The 5,741-nt window shown below is 76.2% G+C and carries 5 protein-coding genes; 1 reads left to right on the forward strand and 4 read right to left on the reverse strand.

From position 1 onward, the window contains the following. A partial coding sequence (locus PYV61_RS19905; RefSeq protein ID WP_275834890.1) for a PDZ domain-containing protein occupies positions 1 to 1,100 on the forward strand: 1,100 nt, incomplete at its 5' end. On the opposite strand, the gene PYV61_RS19910 is transcribed toward PYV61_RS19905, so the two are convergent. The 4 genes from PYV61_RS19910 to PYV61_RS19925 all read right to left on the reverse strand — a co-directional run. Beyond that, positions 1,084 to 2,196, reverse strand: a complete 1,113-nt coding sequence (locus PYV61_RS19910; RefSeq protein WP_275834892.1) for an NAD(P)/FAD-dependent oxidoreductase — start codon at positions 2,194 to 2,196, stop codon at positions 1,084 to 1,086. The two genes, PYV61_RS19905 and PYV61_RS19910, sit on opposite strands and share 17 nt — an antisense overlap. Before the next feature lie 148 nt (positions 2,197 to 2,344). Continuing rightward, entirely contained in the window at positions 2,345 to 3,151 is an 807-nt protein-coding gene (locus PYV61_RS19915; protein ID WP_275834894.1) for a matrixin family metalloprotease, read from the reverse strand. Positions 3,152 to 3,277: 126 nt separating this feature from the next. Further along, on the reverse strand, positions 3,278 to 4,267 hold the full coding sequence (locus PYV61_RS19920; RefSeq protein WP_275834896.1) for an alpha/beta hydrolase: 990 nt from the start codon (positions 4,265 to 4,267) through the stop codon (positions 3,278 to 3,280). Beyond that, positions 4,264 to 5,741, reverse strand: a 1,478-nt coding sequence (locus PYV61_RS19925; RefSeq protein ID WP_275834898.1) for a S8 family peptidase, incomplete at its 5' end; no start/stop codon positions are given. The genes PYV61_RS19925 and PYV61_RS19920, both read right to left, overlap by 4 nt.

Below are 5,741 nucleotides of genomic sequence, written 5' to 3' on the forward strand. Positions count from 1 at the left end.
GACGGATCGGGACGGCGCGCCCGGCCGCCGCGCAGCAGGGCGGGGCGCGCGGCGGGACGATGACCATCGTGACCTCGATGGCGAGCGCGGGGCCGTGCGAGGCGACGGTGCCGACGCGCGAGGCGGCGTCGCCCCGCCGCGTCGAGCGGGTGGAGGTGCGCGCGCTGACGACGCGCGACGTGCTCACCCCCGCGCCCGACGGCGAGGCGCGCCCGGCGCGCGTCGTGGTGCGCAAGCCGGTCGGCTGGCTCGGCGTCAACACCGTCGACGTGTCCGACCTGCGCGTGACCGCCGAGGGGCGCGTGGTGCGCTACTGCAGCTACCCGGTGGTGGTGAGCGTCGAGCCGGGCTCGCCGGCCGAGAAGGGCGGGCTGACGTCGGGCGACACGATCGTCGCCTACGCGGGGCGCGACCTGCTCAAGAGCGGCGAGATCGCGCTCGACCGGCTGTTCGTCCCCGGGCAGCGGCTGCGCGTGACGGTGCGGCGCGACGGCCGGACGGTCGAGAAGCCGATCACCATCGAGCAGCGGCCGACCTACGCGTTCTTCCGCTCGGTGCCGCTCGGCACGCAGGTGATCGTGCGCTCCGGCGACGGGCGCTTCGAGATGGAGCAGCGCCGCGGCGCGTACGTCGAGGCGCTCGAGCCGGGGACGGCGCCGCGCCCTCGCGCGCCGCGCCCGCCGCGCGAGTTCCAGGTGACGACGGCCACCGCGCCCGCCGCCCCCGGCGCGCCGGCGACGCCGGTCGCGATCGGCGACGCGCCGCCGGCGCCGCTCCCCGCGATGCCGCCCCTCCCGGTGGTCATCGGCTTCGGCGCCAGCTCGGTGGTGCTCGGCGCCAAGGTGGTGGCGGCCGACAACGACCTGCGCGAGGAGCTGCGCGCCGCCGCCGAGCGCGGGCTCGTGGTGCGCGTGCTCCCGGGGACCGCGTCGGCGGCCGCGGGGCTGCGCGGCGGCGACGTCATCGTGCGCGCCGGCGGCCAGCCGGTGCTGACGCCGGCGGCGCTGCACCGCGTCGTGCAGCGCTACGCGGACGAGCGCGCGCTCCCGCTGCGCGTCGACCGCGCGGGGCACGAGAAGGACGTCACCGTGCGCTGGTAGCCGCGCCGTCCTCCGACGCCTGCCACGGGGGCGCCGCGGCGCCCCCGTCGTCCCTGGGCCGCACGCGGTGCGGCTTCACGTCCTCCGACGCGTGGCGCCGCTTCAGCTTGCGCTCCTCGGGGACGAGCGACTTGTGGATCGCCAGCGCCGCGATGGCGCCGTCGGCGGCGGCGGCGATGCCGAGCTGCGGCCCCGGCACGATGTCCCCCGCCGCGAACACGTTGCGCACCGACGTGTGGTAGGCGTCGTCGACCTCGACGTGCCCCTCGGCGTCGCGCGCGCAGCCGAGCTGCGCCCCCAGGTCGTCGGCCGGATACTGCCCGATGGCGAAGAAGATCTTCTCGCACCCCAGCGCCTCGCCGGTCTCGAACTGCAGCGACCGCAGCGTCCCCTCGCGCAGCGTGATCCCGAGGACGGGCTCCGTGCGCACCGCGATCCCGAGCGGCGCCAGCTTGGCCGCGACGTCGGGCTCCGCGCCGAGCGGCTCGCCGTTGGTGCAGATGACGAGGTCGCGCGTCCACGTGGTGAGGTTGAGCGCCATCCCCACCGCCTTGCGCCCCTTGCCGAGGATGACGGTCTTCTTGTCGCGCGTCTCGAAGCCGTCGCAGTCGGGGCAGACGTGCGCGCGGTCGCCGTACACCTGCTCGAGCCCGGGGACGCGAGGCCAGACGTCCTTGAGGCCGATCGCGAGCAGGACGCGGCGCGCCACGATCGGGCGCGTGGCCTCGCACGGCTCGTTGTCCTCGGGGCGCCGCGGCGCGCCCGGGCCCGGGCGGTCGAGCTCCGCCTTCGTGACCGGCATCGGGTCGTACTCGAGCACGAAGCGGTCGTCCGCCTCGCGGTGCGCGCGCACGACGAAGCCGTCGACGAGGGTGGCGCCGTACTTCTTCGCCTCCTCGCGCCCGGCCGCGCGCAGCTCGGCGGGGCGGATGCCGGGCAGCCCGAGGTAGCCGTTCACCCCGCGCGTCTCCCAGTTGCGCGGGTCCCCCGAGTCGACGAGGACGACGTCGTGGAGGTAGCGGCCGAGCCAGATGGCGGCGGACAGGCCGGCGGGGCCACCGCCGACGATGGCGACGTCGAAGATCTTTTCAGCCATAGGTCTGCGCCGGGGCAAGCTATGCGCCGGGAACGGCGGGAGTGGCGACTTCGGGAGTCGAAAGAGCGGGAGTCGTGACCGCGCACTGCGCAGTCGCGACTCCCGCTCTGATGACTCCCGTAGTGACGACTCCCGCCCTATCGGGCGGTCAGCGGACGCGGCCGGCGGGCACGGAGTAGAGCAGCCGCACCGTCGCCCGATCCGCGGTCGACAGATCCCGCACCCGGACCTTCGGCGCCATGATGTTCGCCGCGTCCCCCGTGTGGTCGAGGCCGAGCAGGTGGCCGATCTCGTGGAGGGCGATCGCGCGCGTCTGGGCGGCGTCGAGCGGGTCGCCGTCGCGGTGGTGCAGGGCGAGGGTGATGTCGGCGTCGACGATCCACCAGCGGTCGTCGCGCGACCAGAGCGTCTTCCCCGAGATCGGGTCGGTGAACCGGTCGATCCACGTCACGTGGACGTCGGCGGTCGCCGAGTCGGGGACGAAGTCGAAGCGGACGGGGATCCCCGAGTTCTCCCAGCTCTCGAACGCCTGGCGGACCTGCTCGCGGTACTCGTCCTGCCACCCCGGCTTGCCGGCGCCGTTGCCGATCCAGACGCGGAGCGGGCGCTCCGAGCGGTCGGGCCAGCGGGTGAGCGAGGAGTCGCGGTCGAGCAGCAGCTCGCCCATGTAGGTGCCGGCCTCTCCCTCCTGCAGGCGGCGGCGGACCTCGTCGCGGTCCAGGCGGCGCGCGGTCGAGAGCTCGACGGCCACGGCGTGCATGTGGTCGCGCTCGGTCTCGCGGGCGCCGCGGGTCGTGATGCGTTCCTTCTTGAGCCCGCGGCCGATGCTCCCGGCCACGGAGCCCGAGGACTCGCTGGCCGTGCGGCGCGGGTGCGCCTGCTGATAGGCCTGGGCCCCGACGAACAGGGCGAGGGCGCCGAGGGCGCCGAGGAGGGAGAACTCGCTGCGCTGCATGGGTCGCGCGGGTGGGGGGCGCGGTGCGGCCGGGGGGCCGCGACGTGCGGGAGGGTCGAGCGGGGTGTGGTGCGGGGGACCGGCGGGTGCTGCGCGGACGTGCGGGCGGTGCGGCGGGGCGTGCGGTCAGGCGGAGAGGAAGGCGTCGACCAGGGGGAAGAAGCGGTCGGGCGCCTCCCAGAAGGGCATGTGGCCGGCGTCCGCGAGGACGGCCAGCCGGGCCCCGGGCAGGTGCGCGACGGTGCGTCCCGACTGACTGGCCGGGAGCAGGTCGCGATCACCGTGGACGACGAGCGATGGCGCCGAAAGGGCACGCAGCGCGTCGCGCCAGTCGTATCCCTCGCGGCGGAGCCTGGCGGCCACAGCCGCGCCCGTCGCGCTGACCGCGCGCGTGGTGGGCGCGAGGGCGGGGAGCGACGGGTCGGCGAACCACGCGGGGTAGAACGCCACCGCGTAGTCGGCGTGGCGCTCGGGGTCCGCCTCCGCGAGTGCGGCGGGGTCGAGCGCCGCGAGCCGGTCGGCGGCGGGCGGGTCCTGCGCGGCGAGCCGCTCGACCGCGGCGGCGTGGAGGGGGGGCAGCCACTCGCCGGTCACGCCGACCGGGTCGGCCAGGACGAGCCGGCGCACCGCCGGGTCCTGCGCGGCCGCCAGCATGGCGATCCCGCCGCCCCAGGAGTGGCCGAGCAGGTCCCAGGTGGGGATGCCGAGCGCCTCGCGGAGGGCTTGGAGGTCGCCGGCGTCGTGCTCGAGGCGGGCGGCGCGCAGTCCGGGCGGGGGCTGCGACTCGCCGCGCCCGCGCTGGTCGTAGAGCACGACCTGCCGGCCAACGGCGAGGGGCGCCAGCGTGGGCCAGAGCGAGCGGTGGTCGAACAGCAGCCCGCCGTTCACGGCGCACAATGGCGCCACTCCCGGGACGGCCGGGGAGAGCCAGACCGCCAGGTCGAGGCCGCGCACGCGCACGACGCGCCGCTCCAGCCGGGGGGACCGGCCGGCGGTGCGTCGGTGCTGCAGGAAGCGCTCGCGCGGGGTCGCGCCGGCGCCGGGGGCCGCGGTCAGGACCTCGAAGGGGACCTCGAAGGCGTCCTCGCCGGCCGGCGCGAGGAGGGGACCGGTCACGGCCGCGCGCGCGTCTCGTCGAGGGCCTTCTTGACCGCCTCGTAGGCGTTCACGACGCCCCCGGTGGCGGAGAGGGTGCCGAAGGGGACCTGCCCCTCGCCCCCCGGCTTCGTGGTCGGCCGGTCGCGGTACGGGGTGACGGTCTGCAGGATGATCCGCTTCACGTCGGCCGCGGTGAGCGTCGGGAAGTGCGCCATGAGGAGCGCCGCGACGCCGCTGACCACCGGCGCGGCCATGCTCGTCCCCTGCTCGCGCTTGTAGCCGCCGCCGGGGACGGTCGAGAGGATGTCGACGCCGGGGGCGAACAGGTCGACCCGCTTCTGCCCGTAGTTCGAGAACGGGGCGGCCAGCGCCTCCGGGTTCCACGACGACGCGCCGACCTCGAGCCACGTGGAGACGCGCGCGCCCCCCTCGACCTCGGGGACGGGGAAGCTGCGGTGCGCGTCGGCGTCCTCGCCGTCGTTGCCGGCGGCGTGCACCAGCAGCACGCCCTTCGACTCGGCGTACCGGATGGCGCTGTCGACGCGCGCCTTCTCGGGGGAGTAGCCCTTGCCGAAGCTCATGTTGATGATCTGCGCGCCGCGGTCGACGGCGTAGCGGATCGCGTTGGCGACGTCCTTGTCGCGCTCGTCGCCGTTGGGGATCGCGCGCACCGGGAGGATCGTCACGCCGGGGGCGACGCCGACGGTGCCGCTGTCGCCGCGCGCGGCGGCGATGATGCCGGCGACGTGGCTGCCGTGCGACGCGTCGGGGCCGGTGACGTCGGGGTTGCCGTAGCGGCGCCCGGCGGCCGGCGTGTCGCCGACGATCGTGCGCGGGTCGAAGTCCGGGTTGAGCTCGTACTTCACCCGGTCGTCCATCGCCTCGCGCGCCTCGCGCACCGCCTCGGGGGTGGCGCCGTTGGAGGCGAGGAAGAGGAACTGCGCGCGGGCGCGCTGCTGCTGCTCGTTGGCCGGCCGGAGCGCCTCGACGCGGGCGCGCGTGACCTGGTCGGCGGGGACGCCGAGCGCGGACGCGAGCGTGGCGACGGCGCCCTCGAGCGCGGTGCCGATGGCGGCGTACTGCGTCTGCAGCTGCACGGCCTCGGCGCGCGCCGAGTCGAGGCGCTGGCGCAGGACGGGACAGGAGACCTCGACCGGCGAGGCGCCGCCCTTCGCGCAGGCGGCGGCGAGGCGCGTGAGCTCGAGGCGCTCCTCGTTGACGTTCCGGCCGTCGGCGCCGCCGATGAAGTTCCAGCCGCGCACGTCGTCGACGTAGCCGTTGGCGTCGTCGTCGGCGCGGTTGCCGGGGCGCTCGCCCGGGTTGGCCCAGAGCGACGGGCGGAGCGCCACGTGCGCGGTGTCGACGCCGCCGTCGATGACCGCGACGAGGACGCGGCGGCGCGGGGCGGCGTCGCGCAGCAGCTCGCGCAGCGCGCGGGCCGCGCCGGTGCCGGGGACGCCGTCGGTGGCCGGGTCGCGCAGGTGCCAGTCGG

The organism is Roseisolibacter sp. H3M3-2 (genome assembly GCF_029211165.1).
Lineage (GTDB): Bacteria > Gemmatimonadota > Gemmatimonadetes > Gemmatimonadales > Gemmatimonadaceae > Roseisolibacter.

Bases quoted from the DNA above. Each gene is read 5' to 3' on its own strand.
- PYV61_RS19915 (WP_275834894.1), bottom strand. From the start codon at position 3,151: ATGCAGCGCAGCGAGTTCTCCCTCCTCGGCGCCCTCGGCGCCCTCGCC.
- PYV61_RS19910 (WP_275834892.1), bottom strand. From the start codon at position 2,196: ATGGCTGAAAAGATCTTCGACGTCGCCATCGTCGGCGGTGGCCCCGCC.